We start from the raw sequence: 20,735 nt of genomic DNA, 5'->3' as shown, positions 1-20,735 counted from the left end.
GCTCTGATCAGGGAACGGGAAGGCGCGCAATGGGCCGCCTTCCTCTGTCGCTGTTTTACGCGAATTGCTATGGTATCTGGAATATCGACCATAGCAATATAGTATAAATACTATACGAGTGAGCTTTGTAACGTGGACACCCCCCCCTCACCCTTGCTCGCCCTAGATCCACAACCGAGCCTGATTCTGGCGGCCGATGCCCAGCCCCTCGCCGTAAACCCGGCTCTCCAGGCGTTGCTTGACGAGGGCCTTGCACTGACCGGCTGGCTGCCGTCTAACGCTGGGGCGCTGGTGCGTGCATGTCTGCATCAGCACCGGGCAATTGCCGACGTGGAGGTGCAGGTCGGTGAGCGCATCCTGTTATGGACTTTCATCCCTGACGATCGGCGCCAACAGGTGCTGGCCCGCTGCCGCGATGCGAGCGACGAACGTATGGGGGCTCGGGAAGCCGCCCAGGCGCGACGCCTTTACCGCTTGATCATCGAAAACACCACTGACCTGATCTCACGTCACAGCCCCGATGGCCGTTTCCTCGACGCCTCGCCCGCCGCCTATCGACTGGTGGGCGTATGGCCTGAGCACCTGCGTGGCACGGCGGTTCGCGCGCTGTTGCACCCCCGTGAGCGCCGTCAGGTATTGCAGCAGGCCGCCGAGGCCCTGGATCAGGACGGCTATCACACCATGACCTGCCGCGTGCGCCACGCGTCGGGCAACTACCGCTGGTTCGAGATCGCCGCCCGCGCGATACGTGAAACCTACACCGGTGCGGTGGTGGAGATCGTTTGTGTCTCTCGGGACATCACGTTGCGTATCGAGGCCCAGGAGAGCCTGGCTCATGGTGCGCGGCTGGCCACCCTGGGCGAGCTGGCCTCGGGTATCGCCCATGAAATCAACCAGCCATTGGCGGCGGTGGTCAATTACGCCAACGCCAGCCAGCGCTACTTGCAGGGCCTGGACCACGACCCGCAGGCGCGTGAGCGGGTTGGCCAGGGATTGCTGCGTATCACCGAGCAGGCTACCCACGCGGCCGAAGTGATCCGCCGTTTGCGGGCGTTCCTGCGCAAGGGGCCAAGGCGCCTGCAGGCCATTGAAGTGGCCGACGTGGCGGGCGAAGCCATTCGCCTGTGTGCTTGGGAGGCTGCCCGCGAGCAGGTCAGCATCGAACTGCGTGTGAGCGCGCAGTTGCCTGCGGTCTATGCCGACCGGGTGTTGCTGGAGCAGGTGCTGCTCAACCTGTTGCGCAATGCCATCGATGCCAACCGCGAGCAGCACGGCGAGCGACCGTCGCGTATCCTGCTGGGCGCGGTGCGCGAGGGCGACAGTGTGCTGGTCGAAGTGAAGGACCAAGGGCCAGGCGTAGCGCCTGAACGCCTGGAGGATATCTTCATACCGTTCACCACCAGCAAGGCGGACGGTCTGGGGCTTGGGTTGAGCATGAGCCGCAGCCTGATCGAGGGCTTTGGCGGCAACTTGTGGGCACGATTGGGTGAGCAGGGCGGGCTGGTGATGTGCTGTCGGCTGGCCGTGAGCCGGGGATAACTGGAGGCAGAAGGGTGCAAGCGAAAGTGTATGTGGTCGATGACGACCAGGGCATGCTCGACTCGACGGTATGGCTCTTGGAGTCGGTGGGGTTGCAGGCGTTGCCGTTCGCCAGCGGACCAGCGTTTCTGGAGGCATGCGTGGACGATGGGCCGGCCTGCGTATTGCTCGATGTACGCATGCCGGGAGTCGGCGGTATGGCGGTGCAGCAGGCACTGCGTGAGCGGGGATTGGAGATTCCGGTGATCTTCGTCAGCGGCCATGCCGATGTGCCCATCGTGGTGCGGGCATTCAAGGCCGGCGCCTGTGACTTCATCGAGAAGCCTTACAACGACCAGTTGCTGTTGGACAGTGTCCAGGCCGCGCTGGAGCGTGCCGGGCGAGCGCGGCGTGGCGAGCTGGCGCAGGTGCAGGCGCGGATCGATGCCCTGACACCGCGTGAGCGCGATGTATTCGTGCCTCTGGCCCAAGGCCTGAGCAGCCGCGAGGTGGCCGAGCGGCTGGGGGTGAGTGTCAAGACCGTCGATCTTTATCGCGCACGGGTGATGAAGCGATTGCAGGCGCAAAGTCTGGCAGAGCTGGTGGGAATGGCGATTGCCTGCGGCGTGGTGGAAGCACTGGGGTTGGGAGTGGTAAGCAAGGCTTGAATCACCTACGTGTTTACATCCGCTGTTTGAGCGGCCTTTCGCGATGCAAGGCCGCTCGAACCAAGGCGGACCATTCATCTCTATTTACATAGCCACCTAATCAAAGCTTTGACATTAACTGCCTAGGCAGTAATATTTTTACACATCTAATCGAGCAGACCCCGATGTCCCATTTCAACCCGGAAAATTTCCATACCTGTGCCATCGGCATGCTCCTGGGCCGGGCGGCGATCCTCAAGGACCGCATTCTGGACTGGCACCTTGAGTCCGAGGGCGTGACCGCTGCTCAGTTCAAGGTGCTGATCATCGTCACCCAGTACCAGGTGGATACGCCGGCCGAATTGTGCCGCTACCTGGGCCTGGACAGTGGTTCGATGACCCGCATGCTCGACCGCCTCGAGCAAAAGGGCTTGGTCCTGCGCAACCGCTGCGAGGACGACCGGCGCCAGGTCCGCCTGGCGCTGACTGCCGATGGCCAGCGCCTGGCCGATCGCCTGCCCGAGATCGGCGCCCTGGCGATGAACGAGCTGGTCGGTGTGTTGCAGCCTGAGGAACTCAAGACCCTCGAAAGCCTGCTGGCCAAGGTTCTGCTCGGTTCTGGCGACCCCCTGACGATCCGCCGCTTCGGCGATCGTTGATCCCTGTCAAGCATTCTCCAAGGTACTGTCATGGCTACTCCCGCAGACGCCTCTCATCCCTCCGCCACCCCCGAACCTTCGCGCAAGCGCAAGGTCTGGCTGCTCGGCCTGCTTCTGCTGCTGGTCCTCGGTGGCCTCGGCGCCTGGGCTTGGTACAGCCTGGTCGGGCGTTGGCACGAAAGCACCGACGACGCCTACGTCAACGGCAACGTGGTGGAAATCACCCCACTGGTGACCGGCACGGTGACCAGCATTGGTGCTGACGATGGTGACCTGGTCCACGCGGGCCAGGTGCTGTTGCAGTTCGACCCGGCCGACAGCGAGGTTGCGCTGCAGTCCGCCGAAGCCAAGCTGGCCCGCACCGTGCGCCAGGTCCGAGGCCTGTACAGCAATGTCGATGCCCTCAAGGCCCAGTTGCAGACCCGCCAGGCCGAGCTGCAGAAGGCCCAGGACAACTACAACCGACGCAAGGTGCTTGCCGACAGCGGGGCCATCGCGGCTGAGGAAATCTCCCACGCTCGTGACGACCTGAGCGTGGCCCAGAGCGCCCTGAACAGCGCCCGCCAGCAGCTCAACACCAGCGCGGCGCTTATCGACGACACTGTGGTGTCTTCGCACCCTGAGGTGATGGCTGCCGCCGCCGATCTGCGCCAGGCCTATCTCGACCATGCCCGTACCACCTTGGTGGCCCCAGTGACCGGTTATGTCGCCAAGCGCACCGTGCAGTTGGGACAGCGCCTGCAACCGGGCACTGCGACCATGGCAGTCATTCCCTTGGACGAGGTCTGGATCGACGCCAACTTCAAAGAAACCCAACTGCGCGAGATGCGCATCGGCCAACCTGTGCAGATCACTGCAGACCTTTACGGCAGCCAGGTCACCTTCAGCGGTACGGTCGACAGCCTTGGCGCCGGCACCGGCAGTGCCTTTGCCCTGTTGCCTGCGCAGAACGCCACCGGCAACTGGATCAAGATCGTGCAGCGTGTCCCGGTGCGTATCCAACTGAACCCCGAGCAGCTCAAGGACCACCCGCTGCGTATCGGCCTGTCCACGGTGGTCGAGGTGGACTTGCACGACCAGAGTGGCCCGGCGCTGGCCCAGCAGCCACCGCAGCAGGCCAGTTACACCACGCAGGTTTACGATCGCCAGTTGGTCGAGGCTGACAAGCTGATCGCCCGGTTGATTCACGAAAACAGCGCGACTGGCAAGACGGCCCAGCGATGAGCAACCAAGCCCCTGCGCAGTTCACGCCGCCGAGCCTGCTGCTGACCACCATCGGCCTGTCGCTGGCTACCTTCATGCAGGTGCTCGACACCACCATCGCCAACGTGGCCTTGCCGACCATCTCCGGTAACCTGGGTGTCAGCTATGAGCAGGGCACCTGGGTGATCACCTCGTTCGCGGTGAGCAACGCCATTGCGTTGCCGCTGACCGGCTGGCTGAGCCGCCGCTTCGGTGAGGTGAAACTGTTCATCTGGGCCACCTTGCTGTTCGTGCTGGCCTCTTTTCTTTGCGGTATTGCGCAGTCGATGCCCGAGTTGGTGGGCTTTCGGGTATTGCAGGGTGTGGTGGCCGGGCCCCTGTACCCGATGACCCAGACACTGCTGATCGCGGTGTATCCGCCGGCCAAGCGGGGCATGGCGCTGGCGTTGCTGGCAATGGTCACGGTGGTGGCGCCGATCGCCGGGCCGATTCTGGGCGGCTGGATCACCGACAGCTACAGCTGGCCGTGGATCTTCTTCATCAACGTGCCCATCGGTTTGTTCGCCGCAGCCGTGGTGCGTCAGCAGATGCGCACCCGCCCGGTGGTCACCAGTCGCCAGCCGATGGACTACATCGGCTTGCTGACGCTGATCGTTGGCGTCGGTGCCCTGCAGGTAGTGCTGGACAAAGGTAACGACCTGGACTGGTTCGAGTCGTCGTTCATCATCGTCGGCAGCCTGATTTCGCTGGTGTTCCTGGCGATTTTCGTGATCTGGGAGCTCACGGATCGACACCCTGTGGTCAACCTGCGGCTGTTCGCTCACCGCAACTTTCGTATCGGCACGCTGGTGCTGGTCGGGGGCTACGCCGCATTCTTCGGCATCAACCTGATTCTGCCGCAGTGGTTGCAGACCCAGATGGGCTATACCGCCACGTGGGCAGGCCTGGCGGTGGCGCCGATCGGCCTGCTGCCGGTGGTGCTGTCGCCGTTCGTGGGCAAGTATGCGCACCGCTTCGACCTCCGGGTACTGGCCGGGCTGGCGTTCCTGGCCATCGGCACCAGTTGTTACCTGCGCGCAGGCTTCACCAGCGACGTTGATTTCCAGCACGTAGCCTTGGTGCAACTGTTCATGGGCATCGGTGTGGCGCTGTTCTTCATGCCAACCCTGAGCATCCTGTTGTCGGACCTGCCGCCGCAGCAGATCGCCGATGGTTCTGGCCTGGCGACCTTCCTACGCACCTTGGGTGGCAGCTTTGCCGCCTCGTTGACGACCTGGATCTGGATTCGCCGCGCCGACCAGCACCACGCCTATCTCAGCGAGCACATCAGCGCCTACGACCCGACGACGCGGCACACCCTGGAGCAATTGGGCGGCGCCACCCCACAGCATTACGCGCAACTGGAACAGATGCTCAACGGACAGGCGTACATGATGTCGACGGTGGACTACTTCACCTTGATGACCTGGGTGTTCGCCGGCCTGATCCTGCTGGTATGGCTGGCCAAGCCACCCTTCACCGCCAAGGCCGGACCGGCGTCGGCAGGGCACTGAGTCGCGCCACAGGCGGGCGGAGCCGTCTCGTCCGCCTGATGGTCAGTGGATGCTCGATGCCAGCTCGAAGATCGGCATGTACATGAGGATCACGATCAGGCCGATCAACAGCCCGATGAAGGTCATCAACAACGGTTCGAACAGACGAACGAACCACTCCACCCAACGTCCGATTTCCTGGTCGTGGAAGTCCGCGCAGCGCTCCAGCATTTCGCCAAGGTTGCCTGACTGCTCACCCGCCCGAAGCAGCCGCAACGAAACGGGCGTCACCAGTTGGCCCGCTTCCAGCGCATCGGACAGTGGCAACCCTTCACCCACCCGTTTGCTGGCTTGCTCCAGCCCCTGGGCCGCGGCACTGCCCAGCAGGCTGCGGGCCATACCCATGGCGGTGAGGATGGGAATACCGCCCTGCAACAATATGCCCAGCGAGCGATAGAACCGAGCCAGCTCGTACATCATCAGGCGCTGATGCAGGGCCGGAGCACGTCGCAGTTGGCGGGATGCCCAACGCCGCAGCGCCGGATGCCGGCGCAGTACGACCAGTGCGCTTATGCTCACCAAGGCCGACAGGCCCAACGGCAGTTGCTGGGCGTGCAGGAACAGACCGATCTGCATCAGTACCCGTGACAACCAGGGCAGTTCGGTGCCCATGCCTTCGAACACAAGGCTAAAGCGGGGGACCACGTAGCCCAGCAGAAACAGCACCACACCCCCACCCACCAGCAGTAACAGCAAGGGGTAGATCGAGGCACCCACTAGCTTCTGCCGAACCAGGTCCAGGCGCTGGCGATAGCTGATGTAGCGGGTCAGCGCATCTCCCAGGGCGCCGGTGCGCTCGCTGGACTGCACCAGCGCCACATACAGGTTTGGGAAGACCCGCGGTTGTTGTCCCAGGGCCTGGGACAGCGAGCGGCCCTCGTAGAGCTGGCTTACCAACGCCGCCAGCACCTTGCGGGTCGCGGCGGCAGGAGCCTTTTCCGCCAGGCTTTCCAGGGCGTCGATCAGGGGGAGGCCGGCATTGAGCAAGGTTGAAAGCTCCTGGCTGAACAGCACCAGGTCGAACGTTGCCTCGCGGCGCCAGGTCAGGCCGCCGAGCCAGTGCCCTTGGCCACGCACACTGACCACCTTCAGGCCTTGCTCTTCGGCCTTGCGCCGCGCCTGCTCGATATCCTCTGCGTCGATCTGCAACTGCACCAGGCCCCGGCTACCCAAGGCTTTGAGGCTGTAGCGCATGGCCGTTCTCCTTACTGCCAACTGGTGATTTCGGCATTCTCCCCATCGCCGCCGGGCTGGCCGTCCTTGCCCATCGAGAGCAGGTCGTACTCGCCGCCGTTCTCACCCGGTTGGCGGTAAATATAAGGCCGGCCCCAGGGGTCCTGTGGCACCGCTTTCTGCAGGTAAGGCCCGGACCAGCGTGCCTCGCCGCTGGGGGCTGCCACCAGCGCCTGCAATCCTTGCTCACTGTTGGGGTAATGCCCCACTTCCAGGCGATAGAGGTCCAGCGCCTTGCTCAGCCCCTCGATCTGTGCCCGCGCCACCTTGGCCTCGGAGCGGCCGAGCTGGCTGAAGTATTTGGGCGCGACGATCCCGGCCAACAGGCCAAGCACCACCAACACCACCAGAAGCTCAAGCAGGGTGAAACCACGTTGGGTATTGATTCTGCGCTGCATGGTGAAGCCCTCCGCTGCATGTGGACATGCTTTTTCAAGCCTTATGCAACTGCCGTGCACGTCTGCCTCGGGGCCTTGCGGCATGCGGGATGGCAAGCGGCACGGTGCTTGCGTCGTAGCTCGAAAGCTCAGGTTTTCTGGGGCATATCCCCCAAAACGGGGGCAGCGAACGGGAGGTGACCGAGATGCGAGTTATCATTCTGGGATTGATCTGGCTGGTGGCAGGTGCGGCCCAGGCCGACGTGTACATCAGCATTGATGCCAAAGGCGGCTATGTCCTGACCAACGTCCATCGGCCAGGCAGCCACTACCAGCGGGTGATCAGCGAAACGGTCGCACAGGCCGGTCCTGCCGATGCGCAGAGGGTGACCGGAAGGCCATACGCCGATGTTGTCGCGGCGGCGGCGCGAACCCATGATGTACCCCAGGCGTTGCTGCATGCCTTGATCAAGGCCGAGTCCGGCTATAACCCCAAGGCCCGTTCGGCGGCCGGGGCAGTCGGGCTGATGCAATTGATGCCGGACACCGCCCGGGAGATGGGCGTGGAGAACGCGCTGGATCCTGAAGACAACGTGCAGGGCGGGGCACGCTACCTCAAGCGAATGCTGAAGCTTTTCGATAACGATATCACCCTGGCCGTGGCTGCCTACAACGCTGGACCCGATGCGGTGCTGCGACGTGGACGGGCGGTTCCGCCGTTCGCCGAAACCCGCCGATATGTCCCCAACGTATTGCGTGAATACCGTAAATTGCAGGGGTTGGCCGAAGATTCCCCTTTGTAGTACCGCACTGCTGCACGCGGCTCTAGAACGTATAAACCGCAGCGTTCCGACCAATCGGCGTCATGATTCCCCAACTCTGGGCTATAACCTTCAAAGGTGACCCGCCTTGGAGTCCGGCATGGACAGCGCCCCGCATTTGAACAGCCTCGACGTGCCCACAGCTGGCGAGGCCGCTCCACAGCGCAAGCCATTCAATTTGTTGAGTTGGTATGCCTGGGTCAGCCTGGCGATCATTCTGTCCATCGGCGTTGGGCTGGGCCTGATTTCAAGCCGCTTCATCATCGATGAAAGCGTCGAGCGCGACGCATTGCTCACGGCCCAGTTCATCACCGCCATTGCCGATGCCGAAGTGCGCCATGTGTCCATCCCCAATGTGCGCACCATGGGCGAGTTGATCGACCCTCGCACCGACCAGCAAGCCTTGCCTGACGTGGACCCGGACGCGCGGCGCAGGGCTCGGGGTGAGTTTCTCGACCATATCGCCCACCTGCCGGACATGCTGCTTGCCAACATCTATGCACCTGACCGCACGGTGATCTGGTCCAGCAACCCTGCGCTGGTGGGCAAGCTGATCGAAGGCGACGAAGACCTGGACCGCGCCTTCGAGTACAAGATGCGGGTGTCGGCGAGCTATCACGACTTCGAGCAGGCGCGGGCCGAGCAAAAGTTCGTGACCCCGCCTGAGCAGTTGTTCATCGAGAACTACATTCCGCTGTTCGATGCCGGGGGCGAGCAGGTCACGGCGATGGTGGAGATCTACAAGGAGCCCCACGACCTGATCGTGCGCATCGAGCACGGCCTGTTGCTGATCTGGCTGGCGATCGCCGTCGGTGCAGGCCTGGTCTACATCGGCCTGTACGGCATCATGCGGCGTGCCTCGCGGGTGATGGCGGTACAGCAGAAGCGGCTGATCAACAGCGAGACCTACGTCGCCCTGGGCGAGGTGTCCTCGGCGGTGGCCCACAGCTTGCGCAACCCGCTGGCCAGCATTCGCTCCAGTGCAGAGCTGGCCCAGGCATTCGACGACGGCCCCGCACAGAAAAACATCAACGACATCATCAGCCAGGTCGACCGCATGTCGCAGTGGATCCGCCAGTTGTTGCAATCGTTGCGGCCGCTGAACGACGACGCGGTGCCGGTGGACCTGTCCCAGGCGCTGCAGGAAAGCCTGCAGACATTCGCGGCGGCGCTCGCGCGGTCAGGGGTCAGCCTGGAAGTGCGACCATTACCCGCCGTTCAGGTGCTGGGTCAGCCAGCGTTGCTTGCGCAGATATTCAACAGCCTGATCGCCAATGCCCTGGAGTCGATGGAGCAGGGTGGGCAACTCAAGGTCGAGGTGGTACGCCACGATCGCACCAACCTGACTTTGCGTCTTTCCGATACCGGCAAGGGCATGAGCGAGCAGCAGCAGCGACTGGCGTTTCGACCCTTTTTCACCACCAAGCAAGGTGGCTTGGGGGTGGGCCTCATGTTGGTAAAGCGCATCATGGAGCGTTTTGGAGGCTCGGTAAGGTTGAGCAGCCGCGCGGGCCATGGCACCCGGGTCTCGTTGAGCTTCCGATTGGCGAGAACGTGATGTCCTGAATTACATGTTGACCTTAAGTATCTGATTTAAAACGTTTTCTACGAATTGGGTGGAAAACACCCGATGTCGGGGAATTATTCTCGAATCTGCATAATAAAAGTGCCATAAGTCATTGAATTGTAAATATAAAATATAATCTAAATAGCCTGGCCAACTTTTTGCAGCGTCATGATCACGACAAATGGCGGCTGTTGCCGCTCTGGCGAAGTGCTATCAATTTGCTACGTACGGTAGCAACCCCTTGAGGCCTTCCTGAATGGACTTGCTGAGCGGGAACCAAGCGATGCAGACGCTGGAAAACGAAGTTCCGGGCACGACGCGTGGCCTTACCAGTGGCCCAGCTGTGCCGTTGCGCGAATTCAATCTGCTGCGCTGGTTTTCGATCATCAGCCTGCTGATCATCGCCGCGGTGGCGGGGGGCTTGGGGTATTTGTCGACTCGGTTCGTGGTGCGCGACAGCGTCGAGCGCGATGCCATGCTGACCGCCCAATTCATCCAGTCCATGGCCCAGGCTGAGGTACGCCATTCGCAGTTGCCCCCAGGTGTCACGATGGGCGAATTGCTTGACCCACGACGGGATGAGCAGCATCTGCAATTCGCCCCGGCGCTGGCCGAGTCTACCCGCGTCGAGTTCCTCGATCATGTCGAGCACCTCCCGGACACCTTGCTGGCCAACGTCTATGCTCGCGACAGGACCATCCTGTGGTCCACCAACCGAGAATTGATCGGCGTGCGCATCGAGGCCGATGGCGACCTCGATCGTGCGTTCCGCTCACGAAAGGCTGTGTCGGCCAGCTATCACAAGGCCCACGAAGACCGTGAAGAACAGAAGTTTCTGCGTGAGCCCGAGTACCTGTTCATCGAGAACTACATCCCCTTGTTCGACAGCCAGGGGGAGCAGGTGCTTTCTATGGTTGAGATCTACAAGGAACCCAAGGACCTGATCCGTCGCATACAGCGCGGCTACGTACTGATCTGGGCGTCGACCTTGGTCGGCGGCGCGCTGATTTACTTCGGCCTGTTCTGGATCGTACGTCGGGCAGCGTCCATGCTTCGTCAGCAGCAGGACCGCCTGGTGGCCAGTGAAACCTATGTGGCGCTTGGCGAGATGTCCTCGGCGGTGGCCCACAGTTTGCGCAACCCGCTGGCCAACATCCGTTCCAGTGCGGAGTTGGCGCAGGAAATCGCCAATCCCGTGGCGCAGAAGAACATCGTCGACATCATCGGTCAGGTTGACCGTATGTCCCGTTGGGTGCGCGATCTACTGGTATCGCTACGCCCGGCCAGCGACGAAGCCGAGGCGGTGGATCTGGTCGCTGCCATCGAGGACACCCGGCTGGCATTCACGCAGCAGATCGAGCGCAACGGTGTGCAGTTCAGCTTCGAGGGGCCATCGGTGCAGTGGGTCGCCAGCCAGCCGCTGCAGCTTACCCAAATTCTCAACAGTTTGTTCGCCAACGCCTTGGAAGCGATGCCTAACGGCGGCGAGCTGCGCGCCGAGGTAAGTGTGCAGGACGGGCAGCGCGCTCAGCTGCTGCTCAGCGACACCGGCAAGGGCATGACCCGGCAGCAGGAGCGGATGGTGTTCAAGCCTTTCTTCACCACCAAGCAAGGCGGGCTGGGTGTTGGCCTGGCCTTGGTCAAACGCATCATGGAACGTTTTGGCGGCTCGGTCAGCTTGAGCAGTCGTGAAGAGGAAGGAACCCGCGTCAGCCTTACTTTCAATATCGCAGCGGGAGGAGACCATGGAGCACAGCATCCTGGTAGTCGAGGATGATGAAGTCCTCGCCGATAACATTCGCACGTACCTGGGCATCAAAGGCTTCGAGGTGACGGTGTGCCACAGTGCCGAACTGGCACTGGAGCAGATCAAGCGCGTCCAGCCCGATGCGGTGCTCACCGACAATTCGCTACCCGGCATGAACGGTCATGACCTGTTACGCACCCTCGTCGGACAGGCGCCCGACCTCAAGGTGATCATGATGACCGGCTACGGCAATGTCGAAGACGCCGTGCTGGCGATGAAGGAGGGGGCCTTCCATTACCTGACCAAGCCGGTGGTGCTGGCAGAACTCAAGTTGACTTTGGACAAGGCGCTGGCAGCGGACCGCATGGAGCGCACACTGTCGTTCTATCAGGAGCGGGAAGCGCAGAAGTCCGGCCTGCAGGCATTGATCGGCGAGTCGCCGGCGATGCTCACGCTCAAGCACACCCTGCATCAGGTGCTCGATGCCGAGCGCCGCATGGCCAGTGACGATCTGCCGCCGGTGCTGATCGAAGGGGAGACCGGCACTGGTAAGGAGTTGGTGGCCCGTGCCCTGCATTTCGACGGCTCACGCAGCAAGGGGCCGTTCATCGAGTTCAACTGCGCCTCGATTCCGGCCAACCTGCTGGAGGCCGAGTTGTTCGGTCACGAGAAAGGTGCCTTTACCGATGCCAAGGAGCGCCGCGTAGGCCTGGTCGAGGCAGCGGACGGCGGCACGCTGTTTCTGGATGAAATCGGTGAAATGGACCTGGTCCTGCAAGCCAAGCTGCTCAAGCTGTTGGAAGATCGCAGCATTCGGCGAATCGGCGCGGTCAAGGAGCGCAAGGTCGACCTGCGGGTGATCAGTGCCACCAACTGCAACCTGGAGCAAATGGTTCAACAGGGCAAATTCCGTCGCGACCTGTTCTTCCGCTTGCGCATCATTGCCTTGAAGGTGCCACGTCTGTATGCCCGCGGGCAGGACATCCTGCTGCTTGCCCGGCACTTCCTGGCCCATCACGGGCGTCGTTATGGCAAGCCCAACCTGCGTTTCTCGGCCGAGGCCGAGTCGCTGATGCTGGGTTACAGCTGGCCTGGAAATGTGCGTGAACTGCGTAACATGCTGGAACAGACGGTCTTGCTGGCACCTAATGAAGTGGTGCAGGCACACCAGCTGAACCTGTGCATGACCTTGATCGACGAGCCTTTGGCTCATCCTGCGCCTGCGTCGTTCGAGGCACCACGCTTCGAGCCTGACCCGGGTACCAGTCTGCCGGACATGGAGCGGGATCTGGTATGCCGTACGCTGGATCGCACCGACTGGAATGTCACCAAGTCGGCGCGGATGCTCGGTCTGTCACGCGACATGCTGCGCTACCGGATCGAGAAGCTTGGGTTGACCCGGCCTGACAAGCGACAGTGGTGAAGTGGGGGGCGTTGGCCGCCCCCTTGAGGGTCACACCACCAACGACAGCAACATGATGAAGATGATGCCGACTATCGACAGGATGGTCTCCATCATGCTCCAGGTCTTGAAAGTTTCGGCCACGGTCATGTTGAAGTACTGCTTCACCAGCCAGAAACCGGCGTCGTTGACATGCGAGAGGATCAGCGAGCCGGCACCGGTGGCCAATACCAGCAGTTCACGGTTCACGCCCGGCACCAGGTCGATCACCGGGGCCACGATGCCTGCGCCAGTGATGGTGGCCACCGTCGCCGAACCGGTGGCGATACGAATCACTGCGGCGACCAGCCAGGCCAGCAGGATCGGCGAAATCTCAGCCTGTACGGCCATTTGCCCGATCACGTTACCCACACCAGTATCGACCAGCATCTGTTTGAAACCACCGCCGGCGCCGACGATCAGCACGATGGCCGCTGTTGGCGCCAGGCTCTGGTCGAGCATCTTCATGATCTGTTGGCGATTGAATCCCCGGGCCGAGCCGAAGGTGTAGAAGGCCAACAGCAAGGCGGCGAGCAAGGCGGTAATCGGGTGGCCGATCAGGTCCATCCATTGGCGCACGATGTGCTCGGCTGGCAGGACCACGTCGGCGAAGGTCTTGAGCAGCATCAGCACCACTGGCAACAGTACGGTGACCAGGGTGATGGTGAAGCTTGGCAGGTTGCCTTGGTCGGACTCCTTGGCGATCTGGTCCATCAGTTCTTGCGAGGGGTTGCCCGGAATGTAGCGAGCGATGAAGTTACCGAACAGTGGTCCGGCGATCACGGCGGTCGGCAAGGCAATCAGCAGGCCATAGAAGATGGTCTTGCCGATGTCTGCGTGGAAGATGCCGATGGCCAGCAGTGGTCCCGGGTGCGGCGGCACCAGGCCATGGACCACGGAAAGACCGGCCAGCAGCGGGATGCCGATCTTGATCAGCGACACGCCTGAGCGGCGGGCCACGATGAACACCAGCGGAATCAGCAGCACGAAGCCGATCTCGAAGAACAGCGGGATGCCCACCAGGAACGCGGCGAACATCATCGCCCAATGCACGTTCTTCTTGCCGAAGGCGCGAATCAGCGTTTGTGCGATCTGGTCCGCGCCACCTGAGTCGGCCATCAGCTTGCCTAGCATGGTGCCCAGCGCCAGCACGATGCCGACGAAGCCAAGCACGCCGCCAAATCCGTCTTGGAACGACTTCATGACCTTGGCGACCGGCATGCCGGAGGTCAGGCCGAGGAAGCCGGCGGCGAGTGTGAGGGCGACGAAGGGGTGGACCTTGAAATGGGTGATCAGCAGGATCAGCCCGACAATGGTGACAAGGGCGTCGAGCAGCAGGTAGGTATCAGTTGCCAGTCCGAACATGGTTCTTATGCCTCGGTCTTATCGTTGTTTTTGGCGTAGCTTTTTGATTTTTTAAGCTTTGTTAGCGTAAAGACAGCGCTATCTCAGGTGAGCCAGGAAAACCGCCGGGATCAGGCGGTCCGCGCCAGGCTCCGCTCACCGCAAGGCTTTAGCCATACGTCGACCTGCTCTGCGAGCGTGTCGAGCGGACGAGTCGCGTCCAGCGCGAGGGTCAGCGTCTCGCCATGGGGTGGTTCGAGCGCGGCGAACTGGCTGTCGATCAGGCTGGCAGGCATGAAGTGGCCGGGGCGTGCCAGCACCCGCTTTTCCGCTTCGGCCGGACTCAGTTCGAGGAATACGAAACACAGGTTCGGCACCGCAGCGCGCAAGGTTTCGCGATAGCGAAGCTTGAGGGCGGAGCAGGTCAGGATCGGGCGTTCGCCGGACTGGAGCGTCGACTGTAGCTCCTGGCCAAGGCGAACCAGCCAGCCGGCGCGGTCGTCGTCGTTCAGAGGGATGCCGGCGCTCATCTTGCTGATGTTTTCGGCAGGGTGGAAAGCGTCGCCTTCGATCAGGCGGCCTCCGCTCCTGGCGGCAATGGCGGCGCCTACGCTGCTTTTACCGCAGCCGGCGACACCCATCACCACAATGGCGGACAGGGAAGAGTTCATCAGTACCTCCTGCGGAGTGAGACAGCGCTGTCTCGTCTTCGACGACACGCCACCTCCCCGGTGTTATTGGTCTTGTCCTTACGCAGTATGGACGCTTGGCAGGCTATCAGTGCCGGGCACTACCAAAGATTACATTGCCTGCGTCCTGAGACAGCGCTACCTTATGGCCGTTCCCCCTCCTTGGCAAGTAGTAAAATTACAACATTCATGTCTCGCACAGGCTCTCGCACTACCGGTCGTCCCACGCTGGCAGAAGTCGCCCGGCTTTCCGGGGTTTCCCCATTACCGCTTCCCGTGCCTTGCGCGGCGTCAGCACCGTTGCGCCAGAACTGGTCGAAAAAGTCATGGCTGCCGCCGCGAGCCTGGGTTACGTCGCCAACCCGGCCGCCCGCGCCTTGGCATCGGCGCGTAGCCAATCGGTGGTGGTTCTGATTCCTTCGCTGTCCAACCAACTGTTCATCGACACCCTCGAAGCTATCCACGAGGTGATGCGTCCACGCGGTCTGGAAGTGCTGATCGGCAACTATCACTACGATATCGCCGAGGAAGAGAACCTGATTCGCAATTATCTGGCTTATCAGCCGTGTGGCATGTTGCTGACCGGGTTCGACCGTAGCGACGCGTCGCGCCAGATGCTGGCGGCCAGTGGCGTGCCATGTGTCCACATGATGGAGCTCGGCGGGGAAGCGGGGCAGTTATCGGTGGGGTTCTCCCAGCAGCAGGCTGGCCGTGCTGCCGCCCGTCACCTGATCGAGCGCGGCCGCCGCCGGTTGGCGTTCATTGCCGCGCAGCTCGACCCGCGGGTGATGCAGCGTGCCGAGGGCTTCCGCCAGGCCTTGGTGGAGTCCGGATTGCAGGCCTCGGAGCTGGAGATTCTCGCCCCGCAACCGTCGTCCATCGCCTTGGGTAGCGAACTGTTCAGCCAGTTGTTGGAGCAGGCACCGGACGTCGACGGCATATTCTTCTGCAACGACGACTTGGCCCAGGGTGCAGTGCTGCAGGCCATGCGTCAGGGCGTCGAGGTGCCAGGTCGAGTGGCCATGGTGGGGTTCAACGACTTGCCAGCCTCGGCGCACATGGTGCCGCGCTTAACCTCGATCCGTACACCACGAGCGGCCGTCGGGCGCGGCGCGGCCCAGGCATTGCTGGCATTGCTCGATGGCAAGCGGGTCACGACCGAGCAGCAGGACCTGGGGTTTGAATTGATGGTGCGCGAGAGTTCCTGAGCGAGTGCGTAATCAGGCTTGGCGCCTAATTACAAAGTGATATCAACGTGCTTGCACGCCTCCAATGCCGATCTATGCTCTGAAAATTCCGCCCAGAAGGAGCCCGGCACCATGTTCGATTTCCATCGCAAGTCCGACTTGATCGAGATCCAGCGCTGCCATCAGGCCTTGGCCGGCGTGGAGGCGAAACTGGCGGCGATCAGCCGGTCCATGGCGATCATCGAGTTCGAACCCGATGGCACCATTCTCGATGCCAATGAACAGTTCTGTCGGGCCATGGGCTACAGCGCTGAAGAACTGCGGGGCAAGCATCATCGGCTGTTTTGCGACCCGGGTTACGCCCAGAGTGCCGAGTACCAGCAGTTGTGGCGTGAACTGGGCCAGGGTAAAGCCATCAGCGGCACCTTCGAACGCATCAACAAGGCCGGCGAAGAGGTGTGGCTGGAGGCGAGCTACATGCCTGTGCTCGATGACCAGCAGCAGGTCACCAGCGTGCTCAAGGTCGCCGCTGATATCAGCCAGCGCGTAAAGGACGAGCATGAAAGCGAAAGCCTGATCACGGCCCTTGGCCGCTCCATGGCAGTGATCGAATTCACGCCCCAGGGGCGGGTAATCAAGGCCAACCCGAATTTTCTCAACACCATGGGCTATCGGCTCGAGGAAGTGGTGGGCCGGCATCATGGCTTGTTCTGCCTGCCCCATGAGCGTGAGTCGGCCGAATACCGTGAGTTCTGGGCCTCACTGAACCGTGGCGAATACCATTCCCATCGCTTCGAGCGGGTCAATAAACAAGGCCAGACCGTTTACCTGGAAGCCTCCTACAACCCGATCTTCGACAGCAAGGGGCGACTGTACAAAGTGGTGAAGTTCGCCAGCGACATCACTGCCCAGATCAGCACCCAGCAAAGCGCCGCCGAAGCGGCCCATGCCAGCTCGGTGCAGACCGATGCTTGCGCCCGCAAGGGCACGGAGGTGGTCCAGCAGACGGTCGAGGTAATCGAGCAGATTTCCCAGGACTTGAACGATGCCGCCCGTAACATCGATGCGGTCAGCCGCCAATCCGACGTGATAGGGCAGATCGTGCTGACCATCCGCGGCATTGCCGACCAGACCAATCTGCTGGCATTGAATGCTGCCATCGAGGCTGCGCGTGCAGGAGATCAGGGGCGTGGTTTTGCCGTGGTGGCCGATGAGGTGCGCAGCCTGGCGGCCCGGACCAGCAAGGCGACCCTGGAGATCGTCGATGTGGTGCGGCAGAACCATGACCTGTCACTGACAGCGGTGGCGAGCATGCAATCGAGTTTGTCTCGCACCGGTCAGGGGGTGGCGCTGGCCAACGAGGCCGGTACGGTGATCATGGAGATCCAGCAGGGGTCGCGGCATGTGGTCGACGCCATTAGCCAGATCAGTTCGACGTTGCAATTGCACTGAGGGTATCGGCCAGTTCGCGTTGCAGGCTCTGCAGGCTCGCTTCCAGGCGGCGCTGCAACGCGGCGGTAGGCAGGTCCTGGGCCAGGGCCTGCTCGATGGCCTCGCAGTCGCCGACCACGCCACGCACCCTGACCATCTTGGCGCCACCCTTGATACGGTGTGCCACGGTGCGTAATGCGTCGGCGGGGGGAGTGGGGCCCAGTGCCTGGAGAGTTGCCAGGTCTTCGCGGGCACTCTGCGCCAATTGTTCGAGCAAGCTGCGCGTCAGTTGCTCGTTGTCCTGAGTCAGATGACGGAGTTCCTTGAGGTCAAAGCCGCTTGACGGAGTGCTTGACGGCTCCGGCTGGGCAGGCAGCCGGGGCAGGTGCGCCTTGAGGGTCTGTAGGCCAATCGGTTTGAACAGGCAGTCATCCATGCCACTGGCCAGGCAACGGGCACGCTCCTCGGCCTGGGCGTTGGCGGTGACGCCAATGATGCGGCAGGCGGGTCGCTGCCGTTGGCGCTCAAGCTCGCGAATGCGCCGGGTAAGGGCGTGGCCATCGAGCACCGGCATGCTGCAGTCGGTAATCAGCAGATCGAACGTCGCCTCTTGCCAAAGGGCGAGCGCCACTGCGCCATTCTCGGCGAGGGTTACGCGGTGGCCCAGGCTGGTTAGCTGCTTGTCCAGTAGCAACAGGTTGGCCGGGTAGTCGTCGACCACAAGGATGTGCAGTGGGCTGCCGTCGCTTTCCCGGGCCGGGGTAACGGGCGCAGCGACAGCGGGCTGCTGGCAGGCGGGTAGCCTGAGCAGCACTTCCACCTTCGTGCCAACCCCTTCGACGCTCTGCAGGCTGAGAGTACCTCCCATCAGCTCCGCCAGGGTACGGCTGATGACCAGACCCAGGCCTGCACCTTGGCGAGCCCGTGGTCCATTGGCCTGGGCAAAGCTGGTGAACAGTCGGGCCTGGTCGGCCACACCGATACCAATGCCGGTGTCGCGTACGCACAGTTCGACTTCACGTTTGCCTTCCTCCAGCACCGAGCTCACAGTCAGGCTCGCGATGACTTCGCCGCGGTCGGTGAACTTGATGGCGTTGCTCAGCAGGTTGGAGAGGATCTGCTTGAGCCTGAGAGGGTCGGCCAGCACCCAGACCGGCTCGGGAGGCAAGGCGCTTTGCAGGTGCAGGCCTTTGATCCGGGCATTGCCCTCGAATACACGTGCGGTGGCGCGTACCAACTCGACCAGGTCGATAGGCACCGGTTGAAGCGTCATGTGGCCAGACTCGATGCGCGAGATGTCGAGGATGTCGCCAATCAGCTCGAGCAGGCCCACCGCCGAATCGTGGGCTGTCTGCAAAGTCTGGCGATCGGAGTGCGCGCAGCGGCTGTCTTCCAGGGCCAGCTCCAGCAAGCCGATCACGGCGTTCATCGGCGTGCGGATTTCATGGCTCATGGTTGCCAGGAAGGTGCTTTTGGTCTGGCTGGCCTGTTCGGCATCCTCCTTGGCCTGACGCAGTTGCTCGAGCAGGCCGCGGCTCAGCGCTAGTTGGTCCTGCAGGGCCCTTTGGGCCTCGGTACGCTGCTGAATAAGCTTGCGCAGGTAACTGTTCCAGAACACCACGCCAGCCAGCAGTAACGTGGACAGCACCAGCACTTGCAAGGCCAGGGTGCGATAGTCACGCCATGGACTATCGCTGACCACGGTGCTGGTGCGCCAGCGATTGATCAATTGGTCCAGCTCTTCCGGCGGGATGCTCAGCAGCACCTTGTCGAGGATGCCCTGCAGTACTGGCTGGCCGGGTGCCACGGCGAATGCGGCGACGGCGGGTTCGTCGCCAAGGACGGCGGCAATATGCAGTTTGTCCTTGAAGACGTGGTTGATGTAGTACGTCGCATTGATATGGTTGCTGTAGGCGACATCGGCTTCATCGTTGGCCACGGCCTCCATCAGCCCAAGCGGGTTGTCGACTTCGACGATACTGGCGTGCGGGTACTGGCGTTTCACGTCCGCCAGCTGCGGTGCGCCCCGCAACAAAGCAATTCGCTGGCCATCCAGGGCGGTGGACTGGGTTGGCGAAGCCAAGGCGCTGCGGGTCACCAGTACCCTGGGGCTGACCAGGTAGGGGCGGGTAAAGCGCAGTTGTCGAGCACGTGCCACGCCGTAGCCTAGCGCGCCGATCATGTCCGCCTGGCCTTGGGCCAGTTGGTCCACCATGGCCTGCACCGAATGCTGCTCGATCAACTTGAACTGCAAGCCGGTGCGCAGGGTGATCTGTTTCAGCAGTTCCAACGTGATGCCACTCAAGCGTTGTTGGGTGTTGTTGAACGTCAGTGGTGCCAGTGCCGGGTTGATCAATACGCTGACGGTAGGGTGCCGGGCGATCCATTCTTCTTCCTCGGCGGTCAGTGCGGCCAGGTGACGCTCCATCAGCAAGCTGGTGTTGCCGCTGGTCCAGCGCCGCAGGATGTTCAGGCGCTCACTCTCGCTGATTCTGTCCAGGGCCTGGTCCACCAGGCGCTTCAGGCGTGGATTGTCATTGGCCAGGGCGAAGGAGAAGGTGCCTCCCGGTGCCAGGCAGAAGTGGTCGATCTTGACCGTGCCTTGGTAGCTCTTGCCGATCAGGAAGTCGGTGCTGATCGCATCACCCAGGTAGGCATCCACCTCGCCCAGTTCGACGGCGGCAAGGCCGGCCTGGGTAGAGCGGTAGAGGCTCAACTGGGCCTTTGGATAAAGCGCGCGTACAGCCTCGCCTGGCAGGTAGTGATCGACCATGGCCAGGCACAGCCCATCCAGTTCCAGGTTGCTTTTCAGGGAGCGGCCTTCGCGAGTGGCGATGACCGGCAGGTCGTCGGTATAAGGCTGGCTGAGGACCAGGTGGGCATCGTCAGCCTCGAATGCGTTGGAGCTGCCCAACAGGTCGATGCGACCGTCGCGCAGTGCGGCAATCGCTTCGTGGCGATTGGCGAAGCGCATTACCTTGATGGGCACCCCCAGTTGTTCGGCGATCAGTCCGGCGTAGTCTGCGCTCAGGCCTTCGTAGTCCGACAGGCTGGTGTTGATCTCGAACGGCGGATAGTCGGGGCGGGAACTGCCCAGGATCAGTGCCTCGCGCCGCTGGAGCCATTGGCGGTCCTGGGCATCCAGCGTCAACGGCGAGGCAGCGCTCAACGCGCGTGCAAGCAGGTCTCGCGGTTCACCATCGGCCAGTGCGCAAAGGGGCAAGGCCAGGAACAGGGCGAGCAGCATGGTCGACAGTGGGCGCTTCATGGCAGCGGATT

At 62.3% G+C, this 20,735-nt stretch carries 15 protein-coding genes and 1 pseudogene; 11 read left to right on the top strand and 5 right to left on the bottom strand.

What is annotated here, in order from left to right; all coding sequences use genetic code 11:
- Positions 1-132 precede the first annotated feature (132 nt).
- The 5 genes from VXM67_RS15165 to VXM67_RS15145 all read left to right on the top strand — a co-directional run bounded on the left by VXM67_RS15165 (position 133) and on the right by VXM67_RS15145 (position 5,580).
- Positions 133-1,539 carry a PAS domain-containing sensor histidine kinase gene (locus VXM67_RS15165; protein ID WP_041925503.1) on the top strand — a complete coding sequence of 469 codons (1,407 nt, stop codon included), beginning with the start codon at positions 133-135 and terminating at the stop codon, positions 1,537-1,539.
- Positions 1,540-1,553: 14 nt separating this feature from the next.
- A complete protein-coding gene (locus tag VXM67_RS15160) occupies positions 1,554-2,186 on the top strand; it encodes a response regulator (RefSeq protein ID WP_104883828.1) in 633 nt (210 codons plus the stop codon).
- Positions 2,187-2,350: 164 nt separating this feature from the next.
- The gene (locus VXM67_RS15155; protein ID WP_023380833.1) at positions 2,351-2,824 is read left to right on the top strand and encodes a MarR family winged helix-turn-helix transcriptional regulator; all 474 of its coding nucleotides are present in this window, start codon (positions 2,351-2,353) and stop codon (positions 2,822-2,824) included.
- A 30-nt stretch (positions 2,825-2,854) separates the two neighbouring features.
- A complete protein-coding gene (locus VXM67_RS15150; RefSeq protein WP_023380832.1) occupies positions 2,855-4,048 on the top strand; it encodes an HlyD family efflux transporter periplasmic adaptor subunit in 1,194 nt (397 codons plus the stop codon).
- Entirely contained in the window at positions 4,045-5,580 is a 1,536-nt protein-coding gene (locus VXM67_RS15145) for a DHA2 family efflux MFS transporter permease subunit (RefSeq protein ID WP_023380831.1), read from the top strand. The genes VXM67_RS15150 and VXM67_RS15145 overlap by 4 nt, the downstream gene beginning before the upstream one ends.
- 42 nt (positions 5,581-5,622) lie before the next feature.
- Here the strand turns inward: VXM67_RS15145 and VXM67_RS15140 are convergent, their stop codons facing one another.
- Complete coding sequence (locus VXM67_RS15140) at positions 5,623-6,813, bottom strand: type II secretion system F family protein (RefSeq protein WP_367237126.1); 1,191 nt, start codon at positions 6,811-6,813, stop codon at positions 5,623-5,625.
- 11 nt (positions 6,814-6,824) lie between these two features.
- Positions 6,825-7,250, bottom strand: a complete 426-nt coding sequence (gene gspG, locus VXM67_RS15135) for a type II secretion system major pseudopilin GspG (protein WP_023380829.1) — start codon at positions 7,248-7,250, stop codon at positions 6,825-6,827.
- A gap of 185 nt (positions 7,251-7,435) precedes the next feature.
- Here gspG and VXM67_RS15130 point away from each other — a divergent pair, with 185 nt between their 5' ends.
- The 4 genes from VXM67_RS15130 (at position 7,436) to VXM67_RS15115 (ending at position 12,787) form a co-directional block, all read left to right on the top strand.
- Positions 7,436-8,032 carry a lytic transglycosylase domain-containing protein gene (locus VXM67_RS15130; RefSeq protein ID WP_023380828.1) on the top strand — a complete coding sequence of 199 codons (597 nt, stop codon included), beginning with the start codon at positions 7,436-7,438 and terminating at the stop codon, positions 8,030-8,032.
- A gap of 118 nt (positions 8,033-8,150) precedes the next feature.
- On the top strand, positions 8,151-9,608 hold the full coding sequence (locus VXM67_RS15125) for a HAMP domain-containing sensor histidine kinase (protein WP_023380827.1): 1,458 nt from the start codon (positions 8,151-8,153) through the stop codon (positions 9,606-9,608).
- Positions 9,609-9,900: 292 nt separating this feature from the next.
- Positions 9,901-11,394, top strand: coding sequence for a sensor histidine kinase (locus VXM67_RS15120; RefSeq protein WP_023380826.1), 1,494 nt, complete (start codon positions 9,901-9,903; stop codon positions 11,392-11,394).
- Positions 11,363-12,787: a sigma-54 dependent transcriptional regulator gene (locus VXM67_RS15115; RefSeq protein WP_023380825.1), complete on the top strand. Its 1,425-nt coding sequence runs from the start codon at positions 11,363-11,365 to the stop codon at positions 12,785-12,787. Before VXM67_RS15120 ends, VXM67_RS15115 begins: the two co-directional genes overlap by 32 nt.
- A 30-nt stretch (positions 12,788-12,817) precedes the next feature.
- Here VXM67_RS15115 and VXM67_RS15110 read toward each other — a convergent pair whose 3' ends face one another.
- Both VXM67_RS15110 and VXM67_RS15105 read right to left on the bottom strand, forming a co-directional pair.
- A complete protein-coding gene (locus VXM67_RS15110; RefSeq protein ID WP_023380824.1) occupies positions 12,818-14,170 on the bottom strand; it encodes a GntP family permease in 1,353 nt (450 codons plus the stop codon).
- 110 nt (positions 14,171-14,280) lie between these two features.
- Positions 14,281-14,820, bottom strand: a complete 540-nt coding sequence (locus VXM67_RS15105) for a gluconokinase (protein WP_023380823.1) — start codon at positions 14,818-14,820, stop codon at positions 14,281-14,283.
- 207 nt (positions 14,821-15,027) lie between these two features.
- On the opposite strand from VXM67_RS15105, the pseudogene VXM67_RS15100 reads away from it, so the two are divergent.
- Together VXM67_RS15100 and VXM67_RS15095 are read left to right on the top strand one after the other, a co-directional pair.
- A pseudogene (locus tag VXM67_RS15100) lies at positions 15,028-16,046 on the top strand (LacI family DNA-binding transcriptional regulator).
- A gap of 111 nt (positions 16,047-16,157) precedes the next feature.
- Positions 16,158-17,477 (top strand): PAS domain-containing methyl-accepting chemotaxis protein, encoded by a 1,320-nt coding sequence (locus VXM67_RS15095; protein WP_023380821.1) that lies wholly within the window; start codon positions 16,158-16,160, stop codon positions 17,475-17,477.
- Here VXM67_RS15095 and VXM67_RS15090 read toward each other — a convergent pair.
- Positions 17,452-20,724 carry a transporter substrate-binding domain-containing protein gene (locus tag VXM67_RS15090; protein WP_367237125.1) on the bottom strand — a complete coding sequence of 1,091 codons (3,273 nt, stop codon included), beginning with the start codon at positions 20,722-20,724 and terminating at the stop codon, positions 17,452-17,454. The two genes, VXM67_RS15095 and VXM67_RS15090, sit on opposite strands and share 26 nt — an antisense overlap.
- Between the last annotated feature and the right edge of the window lie 11 nt (positions 20,725-20,735).

This window comes from Pseudomonas sp. Rh2 (assembly GCF_040762985.1).
Taxonomy (GTDB): Bacteria; Pseudomonadota; Gammaproteobacteria; order Pseudomonadales; family Pseudomonadaceae; genus Aquipseudomonas; species Aquipseudomonas taiwanensis.
Note: the sequence above shows the minus strand (reverse complement) of the source record. Positions and strands in the feature narration are given on the sequence as shown.